Source organism: Marinifilum sp. D714 (assembly GCF_030851345.1).
Taxonomy (GTDB): Bacteria; Bacteroidota; Bacteroidia; order Bacteroidales; family Marinifilaceae; genus Marinifilum.
This window is the reverse complement of sequence record NZ_JALPNU010000014.1, coordinates 56,819-81,154: the sequence shown is the minus strand read 5'-3', so window position 1 is coordinate 81,154 and position 24,336 is coordinate 56,819. Positions and strand designations below refer to the sequence as shown.

The following is a 24,336-nucleotide window of genomic DNA, read 5'->3' as shown; positions in this document are numbered from 1 at the left end:
ACTTTGGGTAAGCCATTACAATTTAAGAAATTTTTGGCTTTTTTCAGCTTAGACTATTTCAGATTAAAGTATGCGAATTCTTCTACTACCATCAGCCTCTTCGCTAAAGTGTACTTCCACAGTATCATTAGGTAGAATCGAATCAATTTTTTCTGGCCATTCAATAAAGCACATGGCATCGCTGTAAAAATAATCCTCGTACCCAAAATCATAAGCCTCTTGAACATCATCAATTCGATAAAAATCGAAATGATAGATTATATTTTCCTTGGCGGTATGATACTCGTTTACAATGGCAAAAGTTGGACTATTGATGGTATCCTGCACTCCCATTTCTTCGCAAATGGCCTTTACAAATGTTGTTTTTCCAACCCCCATTGCACCATGCATTGCAAAAATTCTCTTATCTCCAACCAGCTTAATAAATTCAGCTGCAACAGAGTTAATATCTTCCAGCGAATTGATTTTTAATTCCGTCATTTCCTGCTAAATCTTTGTGTTTTAATTTTTCTTAGGACTTAAAGTAACCAGCGGAACAATCATCTCTTCCAAAGATATCCCCCCGTGTTGGAAAGTATTTCGATAATAAGAGCTGTAATAATTAAAATTGTTCGGATATGCCAAAAAGTCCTCTCCGAATGCAAAGATATAAGAAGAACTAACATTTACTTGTGGCAAGTTCGCTTTTCGTGGTTCTGTAACCTCAAAAACCTCTTTTGATTTATAATTCAGGTTCTTTCCTTGCTTGTAACGCAGGTTGGTATTGGTTTGCCTGTCGCCAATTACTTTAACAGGATTTTGCACACGAATGGAACCATGATCGGTGGTAATTACGAGCTTTACATTCTGTCCCGATAGCTTTTTAATTAACTCAAGTAACATTGAATGCTCAAACCACGATAAGGTCAATGATCGATACGCGGCCTCATCTGCGGCCAATTCGCGAATCATTTCACTTTCTGTTCTGGCATGAGAAAGCATGTCCACAAAATTGTATACAAAAACACTTAACTGAGAATTTAAAATGGACTTTAGGTTATCCAAGACCTTTGCGCCCATTTTTTCATTGTTAATTTTCTCGTAATGATAGGTATAATCCTTATAATGACGCTTCAATTGGAATCCTATAAAATCTTCCTCATGAATGTTCTTGCTACTTTCTTCGTCCTCATCAATCCAATGTTGTGGATGTCTTTTTTTGATTTCCAAAGGAGTTAAACCAGAAAACATTGAGTTGCGTGCATACTGAGTAGCCGTTGGAAGAATGGAATAATACATCGAATCATCTTCCAACACAAAGTAATTGCTAATTACCGGGTACAAGGTTTGCCACTGATCGTAACGCAGGTTGTCAATTAATATAAAAGCTACCTTTTGTCCCTGATCCAGTAATGGATAAACTTTTTCTTTGAATACATTGGGTGTAAGCAATGGCTTATCCTCTTCATTCGGATCCATCCAGGAAAGGTAATTTTTCTTTACAAAGCGAGCGAATAGATTATTGGCCTCGGTTTTCTGCATTTTTAGAATTTCATCCATTCCGGAATCTTCGATATTGGAAAGTTCCAGTTCCCAAAATACCAATTTTCGGTACATCTTCATCCAATCCTCAAAGTTGCGGCAATCGTTAATTTCCATTCCCATTTGCCCAAACTTCGATTGATAAGCCATGGTTGTTTTCTCTGAAACCAATCGCTTTTTATCGATGTGTTTTTTAAGGGTAAGCAGAATTTGCTTTGGGTTCACAGGTTTTATCAGGTAATCGGATATTTGCTTCCCAATAGCCTCATCCATGATATCTTCTTCCTCGCTTTTTGTAATCATTACAATAGGCAAGGCAGAATCAATCGATTTGATTTCACTTAGCGCTTCCAGCCCACTCATTCCTGGCATATTTTCATCCAATAAAACCAAGTCAAAGTGTGATTCTTTCACCAAATCGAGCGCATCGTAAGCATTATTACACGATACTACCTCGTATCCTTTTTCCTCTAAAAAAATAATATGAGGTTTCAACAACTCTATCTCATCATCAACCCAAAGTATCGTATTTTCTTTCACGCTTACACAATTAAATCAACCAAAAATCTATTTCAAATAGTATTTTTTGAAGAACTGAAGATATTTTGCCGTATCTCCATCTTTCTCAAATACCTTAAAGTTCTCATCGGAAATCACAAAATTGCGATACCCCACTTTTTCCACAGGTGCAAACAAATCGCGATTGGTAACAATAGCACGGAAATACATCATTGCCTGCTTTTTGCTTCTCATGTTCACGACCAATAGCACATCACGCTTATCATCCAGCTCACGAACTTCAATTTTTAATGGCCCGGTATTGTATCTCTTAATTCCTGAAATCAACTGTTTCTTGTTCACATTCTCTCTTGTGTAAATCAAGGCGAAATAATGCGGCAATTTTTCATTAAATTGATACAATCCATCTTGAACAACTTTCTTTTCTGTCTTAACTGGAGCAAAATTCTTCGCATCCAGATAATTCTTTTTAAAGAAATCCAAGTATGGGAACAAAGCTTTCTCTACATAAAACTTATTGAAATTCTCCTCACTAATCACAAAGTTTCGATAATCAACCTTCTCAAGTTGAGTATAAATTGCATCATTCGAAACCAAACTTCTGAAATAGTTCATTGCATCAAGTTTCGAGCCAACATTGTTTACCACAATCATATTTAAATCCGCATCGTATTGCTCTTTTAGCACACTATAATCTTTGTCATGATTGTAAATATCATTTCTCAACTTTCCGATATTCACTTTACGTGCTGGAACCAAAAGAATAAACTTGTGATTATCTGTTGGATTAAATACAAACGCTGTAGAATCTAATTTGTTGTTTACAGCTACCAATTTACCTTGCTTCTTAACCGTAGATTGTTTTGGTTTTCGTTCAACATTAAAATAGCTTTTTGTGTAAAAATTCAGGTATTGTTCAACATTTTTACTTTGTTTCAACATTTCAAAATTCGATTGAGAAATGATAAAGTTCCTGTAATCAACATCCTCTAATCCACTAAACGCTTTGTTGCTAGTAATAATTCCGTTAAAATAATTTAATGCATCCTCCTTGTTTTTCAAACCTTTTACCATGATCATGATGTGATCCTTATCAAGTGACAGACGATCGACTTTAAAAGTACGACTATTGTATGCATCTGCATTATACCTTGACACATTAAACAAAGATCTGTTTGGATCGCCATCTTGTTTAGAAAACATCAATACAAAATAATGCTCCTCATCAGCTTTAAACTTGTACAAACTCTTCGGCTTTTCTTTTTTAGGTTTATCATCCTTAACCTCAACCATTGCCTGTTCATCTTCAAGTCGCCAATTTCGAAGCAGCCTGTTTTGACGGGCCAACTCCATATCTTTGGCTGTGTAAATAACAGGAGTAGCTCCTTTCTCTAACCCAGCAAGAATTGCTTTAACCGTTTGAGTGATTGCTTTGGTCGGATTAGCCTTCAACACTTGCTCAAGTGATTGCTCGAAAACATTAACATTTTGTGTTCTTCCTACGCACAAAGCTCTAAGAAATAAGAATCTTGGACGAAGATCACTCTCCGGATATCTTAACAAACCTTCATTACAAGTCTTAACCACTCTAAAATAGTAGTAGTTCTGGAAATCCTCATAAGCCTGAGCATAAAGTTGATGTGCTCTTTGATATTTAGCATCCAATTTTGATTGGTAATTAGGGTCACTCAAAGCTTTTGCATACTCACTATTTCTAAACTCAGTTAAAATTTTATTCTTGTAGAAATCCGATTTTGAATATCTGTTTAGGGATTTATTAATTGCATAACAATGATAGTATGTTGAAAGCAAATATGGATTTTCAGGAAATCTTTCCAACAAGGTCTCCAAACTTTCAAGAGCTTTCTCTTCATTATTCAATTTCTCTTCATATACCAATGCAGATTGATACAATCCTTTCATAATTCTCTCGTCAGATTTTACCATAGCAGCTTTTGTCATTGGTAAATCCACCAGGTAGTACTCTTTGCTTTTAGGATCTTTTTTCTGCGACTGAGAACTAATTCCATCACCCAACTCTTGCTCTAAAGCTATTTCTATATCCTCAACAGAATAATTAGACCTATTTTTTCTTCTCCAATTGTCTTCGAGTTTTCTTCGTCCCCACTTGCGTTGAAATTCCGATTTTCCCAATCCAATATTGGTTGGATTATAGAAGTACCAATTCCCCTGAGTTTGATTTCTGTTTCTGGAATTCCCAAGCATATTATTCTGACTAAAGAAAGCTCTATCTGATTGGGCTTCAGCCTCGACTAAGCGTTTTTCTCTTTCTTTTTCGTTTATTTTCTTGATTAAGTTATTAATTAACTTGTCCCTATCGATCTTGCTCATTAAAGCAACTCTTTGCAAGCTATCTTCACGAACAACCATATTCAGATTATTCACCAATTCAGTAAGATTCCCAACTCTTTCGGATATTTTTCCGTAGTTAGGATAATCACTCCCCAAATAGGTCATTGAGCTATCGTAACACATCTGAGCTTTCGGGTAAGTTTCCTCTCCAAAATAATAGTCACCCAGCTTTAAAAATGAAATGGCCTTTTGATTCTCATTGTACAAGGACACTTTTGTTGATTCCCAATAATTGGTAATCGCAGATTCCATATTCTCATCTACAACATCCATTTCGGCCATTGCATAGTAAATCTGATCTTTGTATTCCTTGTTCTTCTCATCGCGCAACATTTTGCGCAAGCCTTTTCTTATTTGCTCACCATTTTCGTCACCTGTATAGGATAAAGCACGACTGATTTTTGCATTAAAAGTCATTTCATAATTGGCATTCAAATCAATCAACTGCTGAAAAGCTCTTGATGCCTCGCTTGGATTATCTAACTTTTGATGAAGTTGCGCCAACAAATAATAATACCTTGCTTTTGCGTATTTGTTTTTCGATATGGCAATACACCTTTCCAAAGCAGGAATAGCATCTTCAAATCGCTTTTGTCTTATTGCTGCATCTGCTTGCAAAGCTTCTATTCTAACCAAATCATCTTTCGATAAGTTGTTGTCATTCGAAAGTCTCTCCAAAATCTCCCCACCGGCAATGAACTCTCCTCTATCAATTAAACTAACTGCTTTCCATAATTTAGCTTCAGGAATCAAATCCGACTCTGGATATTCTCTCATGATAAAATCATAAGCTTTCTCTGCAACATGATATTCACCCTTATAAAATTGAGCCTTTCCAATCAACATGTAACAATCGTCAATCCAATTGTTGTACTCCTTCTTTTTGCGGAATGCTTTGTATTTTTCTGACTGATTTCCTTTTCTACGTTTCGGCTTACGAGTAATGGAGTGAATTTTAATGGCCTTAGTTGCTTTCTCCAAGGCTCTATCCATGCTCGAAAAAGACAATGATCTGGCAGTTGGATTCTGATATTCGAAAACAGGCAGTAAAATGGTATAATTTTCCTGAAATCCGTTCTTGATTTTTTGCTCACCTTCTTTTAAGCTCTCTTTACCATTAAAATACACATTATAATGTGTGGTAAGGGCATGGTACTGGCGGCTCAAAAAAGTATTTTTCTGATTAGAACATGCATATGCAAAAATCAGAATGGCTATTATCGTTAAGGTTTGTTGAATTAGTTTACGAGTCAAGGCTAAATGTTTTGTTTGATAACACCGTAATCTTCGCTTTTTATACACCAAGGTTACTGGTATTATTCTGAGTTTATTAGATTCCCAAAATGGTATAACTGCTATCTATTGATTTTTATTATTCTAAAAACTGAAATTTATTAAATAAAATCTAAAAATAGTTCTATTCAAGGAATAAAAAAAGGAGCAATAAATGCCCCACCATCAACTGTTCCAAAAACAATACAGATTTATCAATTCTTATTTACAATTAGAACTTTAAGAATTAACTGATAATGAACCCAAACAAACATCCAAAAATCATCAATGCTATTGCTGTACTCTTTACTGGTACACATTCTTATTATTAAACCAGGCTGCGGAAAAATTTCTCAAATCTTCGGATTTTTAATCCTAGTGTTGACATTTTGAAGCCATGCCTACTCATTCTGAAGCCACGCTGCGCAAAAACATGCCCCGCTGCGCATTTTTCTCATCGCGCTGCGCGTTTTTATGGTCCGCTGCGGCAAAATATGCCAAATCTGCACACTTTTAAGCCGTGCTGCGCAAAAAGTTGCCACACTGCGGACTTTTAACCTGCGCTGCGCTTATTTTACCCGCGCTGCGCATTTTTCCCTAGCCTGCGTGGGGCTTTCAGAGGCTTTTATAAAAAATACCGGCTACACTCTCATGCAACCGGGATACAAAAGCTTATTTGTAAGAAGACAACATTTAAACTATTCTGTAATACTTTCTTCTTTCTCTTCTCTTTCCTCTCTTAATTTGCGGAAATATGCCGAGGAGTATTTCTCCAATCGTTCCTCGTCTTCCCAGAATACATATTTACCGTATTCACATATCTGGTCAACTGCCTCTTTCAGATATACGTAAGCACGATCTCTCATCTCCTTGCTTGGTTTATCGTTCTCGTCTCTCTCACCATTAATGGTACTAAGCAATGGTCCCATGCTATTTGACAATTCCAAAGCTTTTTCCAGTTTTGTATTGTCAAAACCAATGTCGAGCAAAGCTTGCGGATTGGCTGTTCCTAAAACATGTAAATCACTAAAATCCTGAACCATATCACCATATCCACTACCCTCTGCAATTTTATCTACCACCTTTTTTCCTTCTTCATCATTGCGATAAGCAAATTTAAAATCATGAATCAATATCCTGTGTAAGGCCATGGCATCTTCCGATAGCAATTTCCAATCTTTTTCAGCTATGCTTTTGGCTTCCGACTCTTTGGTCCATAACGATTGTGCATGACGCAAAGCTCCAATTCGAATTGGTAGGCTGGTAATGTATTCTTCTTTTAAACCAGCAGCCACAAGCTTGTCTTTGTCTTTTATAGCATAATGTTTTTTGTCTTCTGCCTCTACAAGATAAGTATCAACAGGCATTCCAGGTTTGCTAAGCTTGTTTACAGCTATAGTAAGCAAATTCTCTTTAAGGGCTTCGTAGTTTTCTTGGTTAGTCATTGGTTTAGAATTTTAAATTATAAAAAACATAAAACACCTAGAATTTAAGCCTTTAAGCGCTATTTTACAAATTTTAAATAAATATTTAGTTTATTTTAAAAATAAACCATAAACAAAACTTAAGTATAATGGGCGATAGCTAAGATTTATTGTTGAAAATATTTTACAACACATAACAAGTGCGGGTTACTTTTTAACTATAAAATGAATAAAGGGATGTAACGATCATTTAAAAACAAAATTATTATGAGAAAAGTATTAATTATTGCTATGACTTTAATATTTGTTTGGTCATGTAGCAAAGATCAAGATGAACTGATCCCATCAAACTCTAACGACTTTTTTGCGTATTCAAGTATTGATAATCCAGTACTTGATAATGTAGTATCATTCCTACAAAAAAGAAATGAAATTGAGAATTTTACTTCAGATTTTTCCAGCATGTATGGAGATGTTATTTGGGATGAAAATATTACCATTAAAAATGAGGAAGGTTTTGTTATGCTGATTCCAACCTTATTGAATCAAGAAGTTGAAGGTATATGGTTGTTCGATTGTTTTAAAGGGACAATAAATTATGCTGTAATTGTTAATGATCAGGAAGTAAGACAGGATAAACATATGGATTATAATTTTGCTTATTTCGAACAAACCCTTTTAAATAAAAATGACAAATATAAATTTATTGAACCCAATGAAAGAGATTATAATATTCGTACCAAAGAAGGAGCCCATATTATCGAACATTGTAGAATTGTAAAGACAGGTAATGATGTAATTGGTTGGGAAGTCGTAGAAATGACTTGCTGGGAAGAGCATGTTCCTGGAACTGTAACTGGCAGATATATGTATGAAAACTATGATGATCAAGTTGGTGGCGGACAAGGTGACCTTGACAATGGAGGTGGCAGTAATTCGGATTCAAATTCTGAACACGAACCAGATCCTGAGGTTAAAGAAGAACTAGAAAAATTTGATTGCGCAAGTGAAGTATTTAATTCATTCTCCAGTTTTGATAATACAATATCAAATTTATTAAGTAATACTTTTGGGAATAGTCACAATTTTCATATAATTTTTAAAGGGGCAAAATTAGATGCTAATGTAGATGGTAATTTCGATTCTGTTGATGGAACTATATTAACAGATAATACTACAGGTGCTATAACAGAGGGAACATTTGTAATTAAAATAAATGAATTTGTTTTAAATAATTCAACAAAGGAATATATAGCAGTTACTTATGCCCATGAAACAATTCATGCACTAATAGCCTATTATAAAATCAATAATCCACAAAAAGGAAAAGAACTATTTCCTATTTTTTACGAAACTTTTGAATATGAAGATGGAGATCATTTAACTATGGGAAATATGTATGTTGATGAAATGGTTGATATTATTATGCAGATTAATCCTAATATGCCATACAGTGATGCAACCTGCTTGGCATGGCAAGGTTTACAAAATACAAGAGCATACGACCTTAAAAAAAATGAGTATGATAATATGATGGGGCAAACGGGCGCATGGGATCAACTCATGATAAAAATCAACAAGAGAGAAAAGAATGGTGATTCAAAAGCAAATGGAACAAAGTGCGTTAATTAAAACCATAGAAGTATAATGAGAAAAATTCTGATAATATTACTTTTTCTAGTTAATACATATTCATATGGGCAACATATGATTATAAATCAAGAAAGAGATATGAGCTACAGGTCATATAGACATAGTCCTATTCATAAAATTGAATCATTTTCAAGTTTACCTAACAATATCCAATTTAATACCAATGGATATTTAGAAAGATTTTTTGGTAAAATGAGAGATAGCTTACACTATATACAAGGACAAGAAGTTGATTTAAAAACCATATTTCAAAAAGACTCGGCAACCTTTATTGGTAATGCTATTAAACCTAAATATATTCTAAAGTTTATATTAGCTGATAACTCTATCGGCATAAAAAGCTATAATTTATCATTAGAACTTGATGAATATGGACAACTCTTAAATATCAATTGGCCCAAGGAAAAATGGAATAAGTCGAATGTTATTCCAAGAGACACTGTAAAACAATTTGTCTTAAACTATGCCTTATCCAGGAGACTTGACATTTCTAATTATAAGGTCTATTTTAATTATTACAGCCGTTTGGATAAACTCTGTTGGCAGTTTGTATTTCCTGATACTGTTGTATCAGAAAGTAATTACTATAAACGGGAAGAGAAATTTAAAACTATAGTAATTGCATGGGATGAGTTAAAAATAATTCAGGAATCACAGTATACCAAGGTAGCTTATCCTCGTGACATAAGATAGAATTTTAATGAAACTAAAGGCTGCCAAAATTGGCAGCCACAAATGACGCAAGTCTGTGACTTGTGGTTTTGAGAAATAAAATAAGAAAGTAAAATCAAACCCACTTACATTTTAAATGTAAGTGGGTTTGATTTTTTACTGAACTTGATAAGTTATCGTGTAATCTTCACTCGCTCAGTTGGTGCTGATTTTTGATTTCTTGCATCAACCGCAGCATTCAATTTAGCAGCCAAATCGGCGAAAGCCATACCAACTACAGAATCTTCGTTCACTGCAGCAGGTTTACCATTATCACCACCTTCGCGTATGCTTTGAACAATTGGAATTTGTCCCAACAATTCGATTCCTTTTTCTTCAGCTAGTTTTTTACATCCATCTTTACCGAAAATGTAGTATTTATTTTCTGGCAATTCAGCTGGCGTAAACCAAGCCATATTTTCAACCATACCCAATACAGGAACATTAACTCCAGGTCCTTCGAACATGCTGATTCCTTTAACGGCATCAGCCAAAGCAACCTCTTGTGGTGTACTTACCACAATGGCTCCTGTAACTGGAACTGTTTGTACCAAAGTAAGGTGAATATCACTGGTTCCTGGTGGCAAGTCGATTAAAACGTAATCCAACTCGCCCCAGTTTCCTTCTTCAATCATCTGCTTTAATGCATTGGAAGCCATAGGTCCACGCCAAACAGTTGCCTGAGCAGGATCAACAAAAAAACCAATAGAAAGCATCTTTACACCATATGCCTCGTGTGGCTCAATCAAATCCTTACCATCAACATTAATCAGATTCGGACGAGCTGTTTCTGCACCAAACATCAATGGAATTGAAGGTCCATAAATATCGGCATCAATCAAACCAACTTTTGCTCCAGCTTTCGCCAGTGCAACTGCCAAGTTCGATGATACTGTAGATTTTCCAACTCCACCTTTACCCGATGCAACAGCAATAATATTTTTAACTTTTGGCAAAACTTTTGGTTCTTCAACCACATGCATTGCCTTTACTTTAATGTTTCCTTTAATTTCAGCTTCTCTATCAACAAATTTCAAAATAGCTGAAACACAGGCTTTTTTCAATGGAACAATATTAGGATCATCTGATTTTTGAAATACCAAATCGAAACCAATTTTCTTTCCTTCAATTTTAATATTACGAACCATATCCAACCCCATGATATCCTTATCGGTACCAGGATATTGAACCAATTTTAAAGCGTCCGTAATTTGCTTTTGAGTGTAACTCATGATTTATGAATATTAATTCTTTAAAATATTTTTAAACAATTTAAATTTCAACGTGAGCCAATTGCGAAACGATGAAATATTAAATTGAAATGCCGATATATAATCTGTTAGTCATTTAGAGTAAAAACGAATAAATGACTTTTACTGATTAATAATCGGTGTTGGATCGAATCCTTTTAAGCATCGCTGATATTGAATTCGATAAGATACCAACAAAGGTATATATTTAGAATGAATTTAAATAGAATCCCAGTCAAGTTCTTTCATGGGATCCCAAAATATTTTTTCGAAGTCTTGAATTTGGTCATCAATCACAACAATTCCTTCATTTTCGAGAAGCTCTTGCATTAAGTTTTCGCCTGGAAAATGATGTTTTCCACTAAGTATTCCCAAACGATTTACTACTCGATGTGCAGGAACATACGCTTTGCTAGCGTGTGATTGATTCATGGCCCAACCAACCATTCTGGAACCTCTGGGAGATCCAACAAACTTGGCAATAGCTCCATAACTGGTAGCTCTTCCGGCAGGAATTTGCCGAACCACTTCATAAATTTTATCGTACAGATCAGACATTTATTGTTTGCGCTTCTCTCTACCAAAACTTCTGTAAGAATCCAATTCAATCTCAACATCAGGCTCTATAAATTCAGTTTTTCCATCAAGCCTGAATTTTAAATACTTAATCGGAATTCCTCTGTCAAGAAATTGCTGTTCGTAGAATGTTCTGATCGAAAGAATATCATCAGCCTTTCCTGAATTATACAAGTCATTGGTGTCAACATCAACCGAAAGAGAGTTTTCCTTAATTACATACGATGTATATTCATACAGGAAATTACTATCCGATTTCAGGTGAATAATTCCATCCTTAGTCAACAGATTTGAGTAAAGCTTCAGAAAGCGTGTTCCGGTAAGTCTTTTTCTTTCCTTTTTCATTTGTGGATCAGGAAAAGTGATCCAGATTTCAGAAATCTCACCTGATTCAAAAATCGACTCAAGCAATTCTGCTTTGCTTCTGATAAATCCTACATTACCCAAGCCTTCTTCGATAGCAGTTTTAGCACCGCGCCACATTCTTGCGCCTTTTATATCAATTCCAATAAAGTTTTTGTTCGGAAATTTACGAGCCAAACCTACGGTATACTCTCCTTTTCCACATCCAACCTCTAAAACAATTGGATTATCGTTTTTAAAAACTTCCTTATTCCACTTTCCTTTCAAATGATAATTTGTCTCCCAAACCTCTTTATGGGTTGGTTGAAATACATTATCAAATGTATCCATCTCAGCAAAACGCTGTAATTTATTCTTTCCCACGACTAAACGCTAAAAATTTTATTGATTTGCTTTCTCAAGTCTTAAGCCAATATTCACAACTTCTTTCAATTCCTCATCGCGCATTCCCTGCACAATTTCGAATACATAAATTCCCGATTTTTGGAAAACCACATTCTGCTTGAATGGAATTTGTAAATCGAAAATATCACCAAATCCGCTACCCAACCATTTTCCTTTTTCGGTAGCCAAACTGCATTCGAACTTATCTTCAACAACATTCCCATCTGGAGAAGTTCTCTTCACAAACAACCAAAGGTTGCTGTACGCATATCCACCAGTATTCCTAACATTGATATACAAATTGTGAACACTAATGGTATCGGTAACTTCCACTTCAAAGCGAAGAGTATTGTTCATATCCCATGTGTAATCTGGAATTTCTTTATACTCTTCATAAACACGATTGGAATCACACGATTGGGTTGACAGTGCAATTACTGCCATGCAAAAAATCCAAATCAATTTGTTCATGACTTTGCTGGCTTGTTTGGTTTTCTTGGTTTACGACGGAATTTTCTTTTTCCTTTTCGTTTATTCGGATTTTCCTTCTTATCGAAGCGGTTCAAACTATCCTGTCCTACTACATTTTCGTAGTCCAAGGATTTTTTGTTGTCAATCGATTTTTCAGAAATCAATTTATCAACCTTAGTTCCTTTCTTATTCAATCGGATAATTTCCTTCACTCTATCAACCGAAACCTGAACCATATTCATCGAATTGAACTTATCGAATGAATACCACATCTGGCGTTTGAAGATATCTGTTTTCTGATGATAAGCAGTTCCATCTTTGGTTTCCAACGGAATACTTGTATTCGGAAAATCCTTTTGAGCATCGATATAGCAATCCAACTCAAAATTCAAGCAACATTTCAATTTCCCACACTGCCCAGCAAGTTTCTGAGGATTCAACGAAATTTCCTGATAACGTGCAGCATTGGTTGTTACCGAAACAAAATTGGTAATCCAAGTTGAACAACAAAGCTCTCTACCACATGGTCCAATTCCTCCTATTCGCCCAGCTTCCTGTCGTGCACCAATTTGGCGCATTTCAATTCTGATTTTGAATTGCTCTGCCAATACTTTAATCAACTGTCTAAAGTCAACTCTATCATCGGCGATATAGTAGAAAATTGCTTTTGTTTTATCTCCCTGATATTCCACATCGCCAATTTTCATATCCAGCCTTAATTCAGCAGATATTTGGCGAGCTTTAATCATTGTTTTGTGTTCCAGTGCAATGGCTTCGTGCCATTTTTCGATATCAACAGGCTTTGCCTTTCTGTATACTTTTTTCGCCTCGTATGTATTCGGATCAAGCTTTTGTTTGCGCATTTGCTCCACAACCAAATCGCCTGTTAAGGATACAATCCCGATATCATGTCCTGGTGATGCTTCAACTGCTACCACATCACCTCTTTGTAATCTTAATTGATTTGTATTTGAATAGAATCCCTTACGGGTATTCTTAAATTTTATTTCAACAACATCCGGACATTGTGCACTTTCAGGAACATCTTTCAACCAATCGTAAACATCTAGCTTACCAGCCAACAAACGATGGTCTCTTTTATTGGATGCGCAGCCTGCGCATTTCCCTTTTGGTTCCTTATTTTCTGTCATATATATATTGATTATTAGTCGATAATCGACCGCAAAATTAGCTAATTTATTTTACAAACCTTTAAAGGTAATTATTTCGGGAAATTATTGGGTGATTACGGGCGTAATAATTTAACCAGTTTTAAACCCAAATCAAGAAACACAATCTTTGCATTAGCATTTCTTTCAATGTCGGTATATGCTTTTGAAAGCTCATCTGAAATCATCCAAACATTATCCTCATTGATAAAAGGTGAGAATCGTTGCGAGAAATTCATTTCCTCACCACTTAAATAAACCATTTCGGGTTGCTTTAAGTTTAGAATAAAATTCTCACGTATCATTCTAACCGCGTAATTCAAGAAACTTTTCTGACGTTCGCGTCCTATGGTAGCAATCTCTTCGGCCCAATCCATTATATCCAACACCTTACGAGCATAACAATGTCGCATAATGGTAATGAAATTCTCAAAATTCTCTGCATTTTCATCTGAATTCTGAATAAGGATTCTTGCCTTACGGTAACTTCCTTCCGATAAACGAACTACATTCTTTAATTCCTGCTCGTTAAGGTTGAACTCATTTTTAACCGCAACCGACAATGATTCCTGATCAATTGCCGGAATTTTAATCAGTTGTGTTCGTGACAATATGGTTTGTAGAATTTTATCTGGCTCTTCCGCCACCATAAAAAACAAAGTTTTCGACGGTGGCTCCTCAATCATTTTCAGAAGCTTGTTGGCACATGAAGTATGCATCTTTTCAGGCAACCAAATGATCATTACCTTATAGTCCGATTCGTAAGTTTTTAAACTTAATTTCCTGATAATCTCATTGCTTTCGCCAGAATAGATCATCCCTTGTGAGTTATCCACTCCAAGGGTTCTGTACCAATCTCCAATATCAAAATAAGAATCACTCTCAATTTGCGATCGCCACAATTCAATAAAATTATCGCTCACAGGATTGGTAAATCCTTTCCCTTTAACAACCGGAAAAACAAAATGAAGATCGGGATGAATCAATTTCGCATATTTTTTACACGATGAACAAACCCCGCACGAATCATTGTCTTTTCTATCCAAACAGGAAACATACTGAGCAAATGCAATTGCCATTGATAGTTTCCCAACTCCCTTGGGACCAATCAACAATTGTGCATGGCTGACTCTGTTTTCTTTAACGGTTTGAATAAAACGTTGTTTGACCTCTTTGTGGCCAATTATATCTTTAAATTGCATGAATTTTCAATATGAAATGGTTTCGAACAGATAAGTTCAAGCCTCATCTGCTGGTCAAAAATCATTTAACCCCCAATGTTGTGCAAAGGTACATCGGGGTATCCAAAGTTAAAAAAATAAAGGAGAGCTTTGTCATTATAGCTTAAGTTCAAAGTCAATTGAGAAAAAAATGACGTTTTGACCATCAATTTGCAATAAGGAAAAATTTATGCAATCGTTTCAAAGCCAAAGGTCTACATAATATTACCATCTGATTACATGACACTTAAAAGCATTTCTCTTTCTTTTTTGCAGCAATTTGAATAAAAACATACCTTTGTTTGGAAGAAAAAAATATAAAGACATATTCCAATGCAAACAATTGATTCATACAATTTTTCAGGAAAGAAGGCGATTATCAGAGTAGATTTTAATGTGCCTTTGAACGATCAGTTCGAAATTACCGATGACACACGTATCCGTGCTGCACTTCCAACTATCAAAAAAGTATTAGAAGGAAACGGATCCGTTATTTTGATGTCTCACCTTGGTAGACCAAAAGGTGTTGATGAAAAATTCTCATTGAAACACATCGTTGCTCACCTTTCTGCAAAATTAGGTGTTGATGTGAAATTTGCTGATGATTGTATTGGTGAAAGTGCCAAAACAATGGCTGCTGACCTAAAAGAAGGTGAAGTTCTATTGTTGGAAAACCTTCGTTTTTACGGTGAAGAAAAAGCTGGTGACGAAGCTTTTGCTAAAAAATTAGCTGACTTAGCTGACCTTTGGATCAACGATGCATTTGGTACTGCACACCGTGCTCACGCTTCGACTGCTGTTATCGCTAAATTCTTCCCTAACGACAAGATGTTTGGTTACGTAATGGAAGGTGAATTATCGAGCGTTGATAAAGTATTGAAAGACTCTAAGCGTCCGTTAACTGCAATTATGGGTGGTGCTAAGGTATCTTCAAAAATCGATATCATTAAAACTTTAATGCCTAAAGTTGACCACTTAATTATTGGTGGTGGTATGACTTACACTTTCGTTAAATCGATGGGTGGTAAGATTGGTAACTCATTGGTTGAAGATGATAAGTTAGATATCGCAAGAGAAATTTTAAGTGAAGCTGAAGCAAACAATGTAAAACTTCACCTTGCAGTTGATGCATTAATTGCTGACGATTTCTCTAACGACGCAAACACTAAAGAATGTAACGTATCTGAAATTCCAGCTGATTGGATGGGATTAGATGTTGCTTCTGAAACTATTGAAAACTTCAAGAAAGTTATCGAAGAATCAGAAACAATTCTTTGGAATGGTCCTGTTGGAGTATTCGAAATGGATACTTTCGCTAAAGGAACCAAAGCAATTGCTGATGCAATTGTAACAGCTACTGAAAAAGGTGCTTTCTCATTAATTGGTGGTGGTGACTCTGTTGCAGCGATCAACAAGTACAACTTGGCTGACAAAGTAAGCTATGTATCAACTGGTGGTGGTGCTCTATTAGAGTACATCGAAGGTAAAGAATTGCCAGGTGTTGCAGCTATTAGAGGGTAATTAACGATCCATAATATTTCCCTTCACAGGGATTCTTAAAGCAGTCTTTCGAGGCTGCTTTTTTTATTACTAAACTTAGATTTTTATGATTGTTTAAGATTCTCACTGATTAATGCTACGCAATAAACTTGGTTCAATTACCTTTGTAATCACAACAAATAGAGAATAGAAATGAACTGGAAGGAAAAAATATTTTCGATATCAAATAAAACTGAATTTGAACAAGTAGCCCTGGAAATTTTTCGCTATCAAGCGGAAAACAATGAGGTGTATCGTGAATATCTTCAACATTTGAAAAAGGATATCAATCAAATCACTAAGCTTACAGATATTCCTTTTCTTCCCATAGAGTTTTTCAAATCCCGAAAGGTGGTTTCTTCCAACGATCCTGCAAAAGAAATTTTTACCAGCAGTGGAACAACTGGCAACCTAACCAGCAGGCACTTTGTTCCCGATATCAGTATTTATGAAGAGAGCTTTAAGAAAGGTTTCGAGGATTTTTATGGGCCAATAACAGATTATTGTGTTCTGGCTTTGCTTCCTTCTTATTTGGAGCGCGAAGGTTCATCCTTAATCTACATGATGGAACACCTGATTAAAGATAGCAAGCATGCTAAAAGTGGATTCTACCTGCACAATCATGAAGAATTGATTGAGTGCATTGCTGATTTGAAAAAAGCGAATCAAAAAATTTTACTGCTTGGGGTTAGTTTTGCTTTGCTTGATTTGGCTGAAAAATATGCGCTAGATCTTTCCGATGTAATCATCATGGAGACTGGTGGCATGAAAGGAAGAAGAAAAGAAATTACTCGTGAAGAGTTGCACACATTTCTTTGTTCTCGACTAGGTGTGAATGAAATCCATTCTGAGTATGGAATGACGGAATTGCTTTCGCAAGCATACTCTAAAGGAAAAAGTTTATTTCACACACCAAACTGGATGAAAATCATGATTCGCGATGCTTACGATCCATTCAGCTATGAAAAAACAGGTAGAACGGGTGGTGTAAATGTGATCGATTTGGCTAATGTACACTCGTGTTCCTTTATCGAAACCCAAGATCTTGGTAAAATCCACGAAGATGGAAGCTTTGAAATTCTTGGTCGATTCGATCATTCTGATATTCGTGGATGCAATCTACTTGTAAACGAATAAATCAGATTTTCACATCACAGAAGGCTTGATCTACTTTACTCAAAGATCGAAAAACAACACTTAAAACTTGAGCAGCATCTCATTAGCTATGATTTTCTCTTCTTTAGGATAGAATTCCACAGCTAAAAGCTCATTTTTCATGTTTTTAGGCTTGAAATTCAAAGCTAAATTGATCAAATTCAAGACTAAAAGATTGAAATTCTATCCTAAAGAATTTCTTGTCGATGTTAAACCCATCAAATTCAAACCTCAAGGCTTGAAAATCAATACTAGACCCTTGCTATTTTCCAAAAAAGGCATGAATTGCAATCCTCTACCCATGAAAATCTTAAAAACACCCCCTCTTTGAGCAAAAAATTATAGTTTAACTCTTAAAATCAGTAAATAAAAAAAACACCAAACAGAGATTTAAATGAACGTAAACCAACTCTGTTTGATGTTAAAAGTATCCTTTACAAAAGGAATCTAGTCTGTTATAACTACTTTTTATCTTTAAGCAACATCAGATTTTATCCGAGGTCAATCTTTAGCAAAACTTATAAATACATACATGCTTGTATTTCTCACCTGGCCTTAAAGTTGCATTTGGGAAGTGCTCATAGTTTGGAGAATTTGGAAAAATCTGTGTTTCCATGGCAAGCCCTGCACACTGTATAATTGGTGCTCCTTTTTTACCTGTTTCAGAGCCATCGAAATGAGCACCCGTGTAAATTTGAATACCTGGCTGATCGGTATACACTTCCATTTTTCGTCCCGATTTAGGATCTGAAAGTACACCTGCAAGCTTTACCGTTCCATCGAAATCATCCAAAACAAAATTGTGATCAATACCATCAATCATGTTGATTTGTTCATGATCAGCATTGCAAGCAGATTCTACGGTTTTTGCCATTGTAAAATCAAATGGCGTATCCTTTACCAATGCAATTTCTCCGGATGTTGTTCCCAACTCTGCCGAAATCGGTGTATAGTTTGAAGCATTTAATCGCAACTCATGATTCATTGCTGATCCATTGCCTGCACCATTTAAATTGAAATAAGGATGACTTGTTAAATTAATTACTGTTGGCTTTGATGTTTGTGCCTCATAGTCAATAACAAATTGATTATCATCTGTCAATCCGTATATTACTGAAACCTTTAATTTGCCCGGATAATTCTGATCGCCATCTTCACTAACCAGACTTAATTGATAGGCCTGTACATACTTATCAATTTCAACAGCATTTACGTTCCAATTTCTTCGATTGAATCCATCCACACCACCATGTAAGTGGTTGGTTTCGTTATTGCAATCCAACTGAAATTTTTCCCCATCAATTTCAAATTCACCATTTACGATACGGTTGGCATAACGACCACACAGGGCGCCAAAATACGCATCGCCATTAAGGGTTTCCTCAATGGTATCGTACCCTACCACAACATCGGCAACATTGCCTTTTGCATCAGGAACTTTAATTGAAATGATTTGACCGCCACGAGCAATAAAATCAACCTCTATACTTTTATTTTTAAGTGTATAAACCTGCATGTTTATCTTTTAATATTGTGAAACTCTTATAATCTTAGTTCGATTATAAAGTTTTTTGCCAATTCCAGGCCGAAAGCAAAGTTTCATCAAGACTTTTTTCCGATTGCCACCCCAACTCTCGATTAGAATATGAAGTATCTGCATAAATCTGCTCGATATCTCCAGCTCTTCTTCCAACTATTTTATGAGGAACTTTCTCCCCTGTTGATCTTTCGAATGATTCAATAATTTCCAATACTGAAACACCAGATCCTGTTCCAACATTAAAATATTCGTAGTTCGAAGCATTTTTATCTTGCAGCAAACGTTCAATTGCAATAACATGTGCTTTTGCCAAATCTACTACGTTGATATAATCTCTAATGCAAGATCCGTCAGGCGTATTGTAATCATCTCCAAAAATACTAAGTTCTGGGCGAATGCCTGCCACTGTTTGTGTTAAGAAAGGAATAAGGTTATTAGGAACGCCCAATGGCAATTCTCCAATTTTAGAGCTTGGATGTGCTCCAATTGGATTGAAATATCTTAAAGCAATTCCCTTTAGTTCAGGATGAGCTTTTGTTGTATCGCGAATAATATCTTCACAAATTGACTTTGTATTTCCATAAGGAGATTCAGCCTCTTTTCGCGGAGTCGATTCAGTTACAGGCAGTTTATCAGGTTGTCCATAAACTGTGCATGATGATGAGAAAACCAAATTTTGAATGTTGTTCTCTTTCATCGCTTCCAAAATATTCATCAATGAGTTAAGGTTGTTGCGATAATACAGCAAAGGTTTTTCAACCGATTCGCCAACAGCTTTTGATGCTGCAAAGTGAATAATGGCATCAATTCCTCTACGCTTTTTAAAGAACTCATTGCATTCACTCTCCACACTTAAATCGATTTGTTGGAATAATGGACGAATGCCGGAAATAGCTTCGATTCCATCCAAAACTTCAATCTTTGAATTTGAGAGATTATCAGCAATTACAACTTCGAATCCGCTATTTTGCAATTCTACAACAGTGTGAGAACCTATATAACCAGTTCCTCCAGTAACTAAAACCTTTTTTTTCATCCTTATAATTTGATACTTTACAACAATGACACACTTAATTGAGCAAGTGTGTCATCGCAATATTTTGTTTTATTTTTTTCTCTACCAGAAGATTGCGTACAAAGCAACCAATAAAATGCAAATGGTATAAGCAACAATATTAAATACCTTACCTGTTGCAAATGTTTTTCTGCTAATCTCTATCCCTTTTTCATCATCAGCACCCTTATTCTGTAGGTGGCTAACCAAAATGATAACTAATGCCGAAAGAACTGCTGTATATCCCATTTGATCCATAAAAGGAACATTAACAAATATAGATTCAAGACTGGTACCAGCTACCCATCCATTAGGAGCCACTTTAAAATACATGGCAATTGGAATAGATGCCAACACCCCTGCAATAGCACCTTTGTTTGTTGATTTTTTCCAGAATAATCCCAACATAAATACGGCCAAGATACCCGGACTAACTACTCCTGTGTATTCCTGAATAAATTGGAAAGCCTGATCTAAACCTGCCAATTGAGGAGCAATACATCCTGCAATTAATAAAGCTACAGCTGCTGAAATTCGACCTGTATTTACCGTTTGCTTATCACTTGCATTTGGGTTAAAATATGGCTTGTAAATATCCATTGTAAAGATGGTAGAAGTAGAATTCAACATAGATGCAAGTGACGAAACAATTGCCGCCGCCAATGCTGCAAATGCCACACCTTTTAATCCTGTTGGCAAGAACTGTAACAACCATGGATATGCTTTGTCAGCAGATTCCATTGTTGGAATATTATTCTGAGCTGCATCTCCCAATGATGTCATTATTGTTCCATCATTCACCATCACATATGCAGCAATCCCGGGAATCACAACAATTAAAGGAATAATCAACTTCAAAAAACCTGCAAATACAATCCCTCTTTGAGATTCTTGCAATGATTTTGCTGCCAAAGTTCTTTGAATGATATACTGGTTGAATCCCCAATAATAAAGGTTAGCAACCCACATTCCACCAACAATAACTCCAATACCAGGAAGGTTTTTATATTGATCATGAGCTTTATCTAAAATCATATGGAAAGAATCTGGAGCTGCTTCGTAAATGTGCTTAAACCCGGCAAGTACACCTTCTCCTCCTGAAACAGTATCTAATGCAAGGTAAGTGGTTACCAATCCACCTAAAATCAGGAAAACAACCTGAATTACATCAGTCCATGCAACTGCTGAAAGACCTCCATAAAGTGAATAACTAGCTGCAAACAAAGCCAATCCTAATACACCATAAATCATTGGAATACCCATGATGGTTTCTAAAGCTAAAGCTCCCAAATACAATACTGAGGTAAGATTTACAAAGACATACAATGCAATCCAGAAAACAGCCAAAATGGTTTTAAGGTTTGTTGAATAACGTTTCTCTACAAATTCAGGAATCGTGTATAGTCCTTTCTCAATGAAAATTGGCAAAAAGTATTTACCAACAATAATTAAGGTTAAAGCAGCCATCCACTCATAAGAAGCAATTGCCAACCCAATTGCAAAACCAGATCCTGACATTCCAATAAATTGCTCTGCAGATATATTAGCAGCAATTAATGAAGCCCCAATTGCCCACCAAGGCAAAGATTTTGAAGCCAAGAAATAATCATCCGCATTTTTTTGATGTCCTTCTTTATCACGCGACACCCATAAACCTACTCCCACGATTACAATACCGTAAACGATAAAAATCACATAATCGAGAAAAGAAAATGTATTAGCCATTGTATTTGATTTTAGTTGAGGTTAAAGTTTTTTGGAAGCTTTAGGCAGAAGTAAATATTTTCTCCCTAATATCCATTTCAACTGGATAATTACCTCAATTTATAATGTGTTTTTGATAGTTCTCTCAATCTTTTTGCTGCGCCTTCGGCAGTAATATCGCGTTGTGGCGTACCCAGCATTTCGTATCCTACCATAAATTTCTTAACACTAGCCGAGCGTAACAAAGGTGGATAGAAATGCATGTGTAAATGCCACTCAGGATGTTCTTCTCCATCAGTTGGAGCTTGATGCAATCCTGCAGAATATGCAAACGACACCTCAAAAAGATTGTCGTACATAATCGTTAATTTTTTGTAAACATCAGCCAAATCTGTTTTCTCCTCATCTGTCAGTTCCATTAGATTTGACACTGCCCTTTTGCTAATGATCATTGTTTCGAAAGGCCATACTGCCCAAAACGGTACTAAAGCTACAAAAGAATTATTCTCAACCAAAATTCTTTCTTTTTTCTCGAGTTCCGGTTTTAGATAATCAGACAACATGGTTCTTCCATATTTTTCGAAGTAAGCCAATTGAGTTTCAGATTCTTTTGATGTCTCGAGAGGCACCAGTTTAGAAGCCCAAATTTGTCCGTGAGGATGTGGATTAGAGCATCCCATAATGGAACCTTTGTTCTCGAATATCTGCACATAGCCAATATCCTCTCTATCTCCTAATTCCTTATATTCTGTGCACCAAAGATCAACTACCTTACGGATATTTTCTACTTTCATTTCAGGAACTGTAAGGCTATGGTTTGGACTAAAGCAAATTACTTTACAGATTCCCGATTCACTTTCTGCTTTAAACAAATCACCATCCGAAAATTCTCCCTCAGGAGTATCTTGCAACAAAGCACTAAAATCATTCTGAAATGAATAAACATCCTCATAAGCTGGATTGTTCTCTCCTCCTACTCTTTCGTTCCCAGGACACAAATAACATTGTGGATCATATTCAGGTCTTTTCTCCTCAACTACTTTTTCAACTTGACCTTGCCATGGTCTTTTTGACCTGTGAGGTGATACCAATATCCATTCACCAGTTAATGGATTATATCTACGATGTGGATTTTCAATGTAATCAAATTTCGCCATCTGAAATATTTTCTTGATTATTCTATTCTTTTTCCTCCGTCACCAATTTCAGCAACATAAAACTCTCCTACAATACCTGTTTTCTCGGTATATTCCTTGCCTACTTTCTCAATAAACTCATCTACATATTCATCTTTTACAAGACTAACGGTTGAACCTCCAAAGCCACCGCCTGTCATTCTGGAACCAATAGTACCTTCAATCTTTCTGGCCGCTTCAACCATAGTATCCAGTTCATGTCCCGTAACCTCATAATCATCACGAAGTGAATCATGAGAACCATTCATTAACTGACCAAACTCTTTTAAGTTTCCTTTTTTAAGTTCTACTACAGCTTTCTGTGTTCTTTCAATTTCGCTAATAACATGACGTGCTCTTCTTCTGATCACATCATCATCTATAAGATTTTTCAATGAGTTGAATTCAGCCGGGCATAATTCACCCAGATTAGCAATCTTTTTGGAGGGAGAGATTGCTTTTACTGCTGCCCGACATTCAGCAACTCGTTCATTGTATTTTCCTTCATCTAAACTATGAGGGCTATTGGTGTTTCCAATAACTATTTTAGCACCCTCTAAATTTACAGGCACTAATTCGTACTCAAGATTATCACAGTTCAAATATATGGCATGATCTTTCTGTCCCATTCCAGATGCAAATTGATCCATTATACCACACATTACACCAGCAAATTCATGCTCAGCTTTTTGGCTATATTTCACAATACTCAACTGATCTTTGCCAAAATTATATTCTTCGTTAATTGCTACTCCTGTAACAACCTCTAAAGAAGCCGAAGATGATAAACCTGCACCATTAGGTACGTTTCCCCAGAATAACAAATCCGCACCACAATTAGGAATTTGCCCATCTTTTTTAAATTGAGCAATTACGCCAAGAACATAATTTGCCCAGTTTCCTTTTCCTAATCGTTTTGTTATTTCCTCAAGTGATATCTTGTAAAATTTATTCTGATTTAAAGATCTAAGTTGGATATAATCATTATCTGTTTTCCTAATCAAACAATAGGTTCCAAATGACAATGCACATGGAAAAACAAATCCTCCGTTATAATCGGTATGTTCTCCAATTAAATTTACACGACCCGGAGAAAAATACACATGACAATCACCTTGCCCATATAATTTTTCAAACTCAATCTTTAATTCTTCAACTTGCATATTTATTTCTTACTGGTTGGTACTGGTAGGCAAATTTAGATTTTTTTTATATAAATACAAACGATCTAAAAAAATAAAAGCCCTAATTCATCAGAATCAG

Annotated in this window: 19 protein-coding genes; 4 read left to right on the top strand and 15 right to left on the bottom strand. The window is 35.7% G+C overall.

Annotation, left to right across the window (positions count from 1 at the left end; all coding sequences use genetic code 11):
- Positions 1-63 precede the first annotated feature (63 nt).
- From tsaE to M0051_RS13380, 4 genes are all read right to left on the bottom strand, one after another.
- Positions 64-480, bottom strand: a complete 417-nt coding sequence (tsaE, locus tag M0051_RS13395) for a tRNA (adenosine(37)-N6)-threonylcarbamoyltransferase complex ATPase subunit type 1 TsaE (protein ID WP_306742022.1) — start codon at positions 478-480, stop codon at positions 64-66.
- A gap of 21 nt (positions 481-501) precedes the next feature.
- Positions 502-2,061, bottom strand: a complete 1,560-nt coding sequence (locus M0051_RS13390; RefSeq protein ID WP_306742021.1) for a bifunctional response regulator/alkaline phosphatase family protein — start codon at positions 2,059-2,061, stop codon at positions 502-504.
- A gap of 27 nt (positions 2,062-2,088) precedes the next feature.
- Entirely contained in the window at positions 2,089-5,667 is a 3,579-nt protein-coding gene (locus M0051_RS13385; RefSeq protein ID WP_306742020.1) for a tetratricopeptide repeat protein, read from the bottom strand.
- Positions 5,668-6,383: 716 nt separating this feature from the next.
- On the bottom strand, positions 6,384-7,130 hold the full coding sequence (locus M0051_RS13380; protein ID WP_306742019.1) for a hypothetical protein: 747 nt from the start codon (positions 7,128-7,130) through the stop codon (positions 6,384-6,386).
- A gap of 246 nt (positions 7,131-7,376) precedes the next feature.
- Here M0051_RS13380 and M0051_RS13375 point away from each other — a divergent pair, with 246 nt between their 5' ends.
- Both M0051_RS13375 and M0051_RS13370 read left to right on the top strand, forming a co-directional pair.
- Complete coding sequence (locus M0051_RS13375; RefSeq protein WP_306742018.1) at positions 7,377-8,741, top strand: hypothetical protein; 1,365 nt, start codon at positions 7,377-7,379, stop codon at positions 8,739-8,741.
- Positions 8,742-8,756: 15 nt separating this feature from the next.
- On the top strand, positions 8,757-9,455 hold the full coding sequence (locus M0051_RS13370; RefSeq protein WP_306742017.1) for a hypothetical protein: 699 nt from the start codon (positions 8,757-8,759) through the stop codon (positions 9,453-9,455).
- A gap of 152 nt (positions 9,456-9,607) precedes the next feature.
- Here M0051_RS13370 and M0051_RS13365 read toward each other — a convergent pair whose 3' ends face one another.
- The 6 genes from M0051_RS13365 to M0051_RS13340 form a co-directional block, all read right to left on the bottom strand.
- Positions 9,608-10,705 (bottom strand): Mrp/NBP35 family ATP-binding protein, encoded by a 1,098-nt coding sequence (locus M0051_RS13365; RefSeq protein WP_306742016.1) that lies wholly within the window; start codon positions 10,703-10,705, stop codon positions 9,608-9,610.
- A gap of 237 nt (positions 10,706-10,942) precedes the next feature.
- A complete protein-coding gene (locus M0051_RS13360) occupies positions 10,943-11,281 on the bottom strand; it encodes an MGMT family protein (RefSeq protein WP_306742015.1) in 339 nt (112 codons plus the stop codon).
- Complete coding sequence (trmB, locus tag M0051_RS13355; RefSeq protein WP_306742014.1) at positions 11,282-12,025, bottom strand: tRNA (guanosine(46)-N7)-methyltransferase TrmB; 744 nt, start codon at positions 12,023-12,025, stop codon at positions 11,282-11,284.
- Between the two features lie 18 nt (positions 12,026-12,043).
- The gene (locus tag M0051_RS13350) at positions 12,044-12,517 is read right to left on the bottom strand and encodes a gliding motility lipoprotein GldH (protein WP_306742013.1); all 474 of its coding nucleotides are present in this window, start codon (positions 12,515-12,517) and stop codon (positions 12,044-12,046) included.
- Positions 12,514-13,668 carry a regulatory iron-sulfur-containing complex subunit RicT gene (locus M0051_RS13345; protein ID WP_306742012.1) on the bottom strand — a complete coding sequence of 385 codons (1,155 nt, stop codon included), beginning with the start codon at positions 13,666-13,668 and terminating at the stop codon, positions 12,514-12,516. Before M0051_RS13345 ends, M0051_RS13350 begins: the two co-directional genes overlap by 4 nt.
- A gap of 95 nt (positions 13,669-13,763) precedes the next feature.
- Positions 13,764-14,888, bottom strand: a complete 1,125-nt coding sequence (locus M0051_RS13340) for a DNA polymerase III subunit (RefSeq protein ID WP_306742011.1) — start codon at positions 14,886-14,888, stop codon at positions 13,764-13,766.
- Positions 14,889-15,239: 351 nt separating this feature from the next.
- On the opposite strand from M0051_RS13340, the gene pgk reads away from it, so the two are divergent.
- Both pgk and M0051_RS13330 read left to right on the top strand, forming a co-directional pair.
- Positions 15,240-16,427 carry a phosphoglycerate kinase gene (gene pgk, locus M0051_RS13335; RefSeq protein ID WP_306742010.1) on the top strand — a complete coding sequence of 396 codons (1,188 nt, stop codon included), beginning with the start codon at positions 15,240-15,242 and terminating at the stop codon, positions 16,425-16,427.
- 171 nt (positions 16,428-16,598) lie between these two features.
- On the top strand, positions 16,599-17,582 hold the full coding sequence (locus tag M0051_RS13330; RefSeq protein WP_306742009.1) for an acyl transferase: 984 nt from the start codon (positions 16,599-16,601) through the stop codon (positions 17,580-17,582).
- Positions 17,583-18,108: 526 nt separating this feature from the next.
- On the opposite strand, the gene M0051_RS13325 is transcribed toward M0051_RS13330, so the two are convergent.
- From M0051_RS13325 to M0051_RS13305, 5 genes are all read right to left on the bottom strand, one after another.
- Positions 18,109-19,116: an aldose epimerase family protein gene (locus M0051_RS13325; protein ID WP_306742008.1), complete on the bottom strand. Its 1,008-nt coding sequence runs from the start codon at positions 19,114-19,116 to the stop codon at positions 18,109-18,111.
- A gap of 43 nt (positions 19,117-19,159) precedes the next feature.
- A complete protein-coding gene (galE, locus tag M0051_RS13320; RefSeq protein ID WP_306742007.1) occupies positions 19,160-20,176 on the bottom strand; it encodes a UDP-glucose 4-epimerase GalE in 1,017 nt (338 codons plus the stop codon).
- An 81-nt stretch (positions 20,177-20,257) separates the two neighbouring features.
- On the bottom strand, positions 20,258-21,919 hold the full coding sequence (locus M0051_RS13315) for a sodium/sugar symporter (protein ID WP_306742006.1): 1,662 nt from the start codon (positions 21,917-21,919) through the stop codon (positions 20,258-20,260).
- Positions 21,920-22,008: 89 nt separating this feature from the next.
- Positions 22,009-23,055 (bottom strand): UDP-glucose--hexose-1-phosphate uridylyltransferase, encoded by a 1,047-nt coding sequence (locus M0051_RS13310; protein WP_306742005.1) that lies wholly within the window; start codon positions 23,053-23,055, stop codon positions 22,009-22,011.
- A 17-nt stretch (positions 23,056-23,072) separates the two neighbouring features.
- The gene (locus M0051_RS13305; RefSeq protein WP_306742004.1) at positions 23,073-24,236 is read right to left on the bottom strand and encodes a galactokinase; all 1,164 of its coding nucleotides are present in this window, start codon (positions 24,234-24,236) and stop codon (positions 23,073-23,075) included.
- Positions 24,237-24,336 lie beyond the last annotated feature (100 nt).

Coding starts and splice junctions, on each gene's coding strand:
- M0051_RS13340 (WP_306742011.1), bottom strand. CDS start 14,888: ATGCAATTTAAAGATATAATTGGCCACAAAGAGGTCAAACAACGTTTT.
- M0051_RS13360 (WP_306742015.1), bottom strand. CDS start 11,281: ATGTCTGATCTGTACGATAAAATTTATGAAGTGGTTCGGCAAATTCCT.
- M0051_RS13315 (WP_306742006.1), bottom strand. CDS start 21,919: ATGGCTAATACATTTTCTTTTCTCGATTATGTGATTTTTATCGTTTAC.
- galE (WP_306742007.1), bottom strand. CDS start 20,176: ATGAAAAAAAAGGTTTTAGTTACTGGAGGAACTGGTTATATAGGTTCT.
- M0051_RS13375 (WP_306742018.1), top strand. CDS start 7,377: ATGAGAAAAGTATTAATTATTGCTATGACTTTAATATTTGTTTGGTCA.
- pgk (WP_306742010.1), top strand. CDS start 15,240: ATGCAAACAATTGATTCATACAATTTTTCAGGAAAGAAGGCGATTATC.
- tsaE (WP_306742022.1), bottom strand. CDS start 480: ATGACGGAATTAAAAATCAATTCGCTGGAAGATATTAACTCTGTTGCA.
- M0051_RS13325 (WP_306742008.1), bottom strand. CDS start 19,116: ATGCAGGTTTATACACTTAAAAATAAAAGTATAGAGGTTGATTTTATT.
- M0051_RS13370 (WP_306742017.1), top strand. CDS start 8,757: ATGAGAAAAATTCTGATAATATTACTTTTTCTAGTTAATACATATTCA.
- M0051_RS13380 (WP_306742019.1), bottom strand. CDS start 7,130: ATGACTAACCAAGAAAACTACGAAGCCCTTAAAGAGAATTTGCTTACT.
- M0051_RS13365 (WP_306742016.1), bottom strand. CDS start 10,705: ATGAGTTACACTCAAAAGCAAATTACGGACGCTTTAAAATTGGTTCAA.
- M0051_RS13330 (WP_306742009.1), top strand. CDS start 16,599: ATGAACTGGAAGGAAAAAATATTTTCGATATCAAATAAAACTGAATTT.
- M0051_RS13305 (WP_306742004.1), bottom strand. CDS start 24,236: ATGCAAGTTGAAGAATTAAAGATTGAGTTTGAAAAATTATATGGGCAA.
- M0051_RS13350 (WP_306742013.1), bottom strand. CDS start 12,517: ATGAACAAATTGATTTGGATTTTTTGCATGGCAGTAATTGCACTGTCA.
- M0051_RS13310 (WP_306742005.1), bottom strand. CDS start 23,055: ATGGCGAAATTTGATTACATTGAAAATCCACATCGTAGATATAATCCA.
- M0051_RS13345 (WP_306742012.1), bottom strand. CDS start 13,668: ATGACAGAAAATAAGGAACCAAAAGGGAAATGCGCAGGCTGCGCATCC.